We start from the raw sequence: 264 nt of genomic DNA, 5'->3' as shown, positions 1-264 counted from the left end.
GGTGATGGCGCCGCCACGCGCTACGGCGCCAATGTGGGCCGCGACGGCTTCCTCTGGAGCGGCGACGCCTATGTCGGCCGCAAGTCCGAATGGGCGACCTGGACACCGCCCAAGGAGATGATCCGGCGTCAGCCCGAGGCCGCCAAGTACGCCAAGGGCATGCCGGGGGGCCTCGACAATCCGCTCGGCGCCCGCACCCTCCACCTCTACCAGAACGGCGCCTACACGCTCTATACGATCTACGCCAGCAGCGACCCCGAATCG

1 protein-coding gene is annotated in these 264 nt (G+C 68.9%); it reads left to right on the top strand.

The window, feature by feature from the left end; genetic code table 11:
- Positions 1 to 264 (top strand): L,D-transpeptidase (locus CVH10_RS21405; protein WP_146143239.1); only part of this gene is annotated, 264 nt, incomplete at both ends.

Origin of the sequence: Halomonas sp. ND22Bw (assembly GCF_003011945.1) — a bacterium.
GTDB classification, from domain to species: Bacteria; Pseudomonadota; Gammaproteobacteria; order Pseudomonadales; family Halomonadaceae; genus Halomonas; species Halomonas halophila.
Note: the sequence above shows the minus strand (reverse complement) of the source record. Positions and strands in the feature narration are given on the sequence as shown.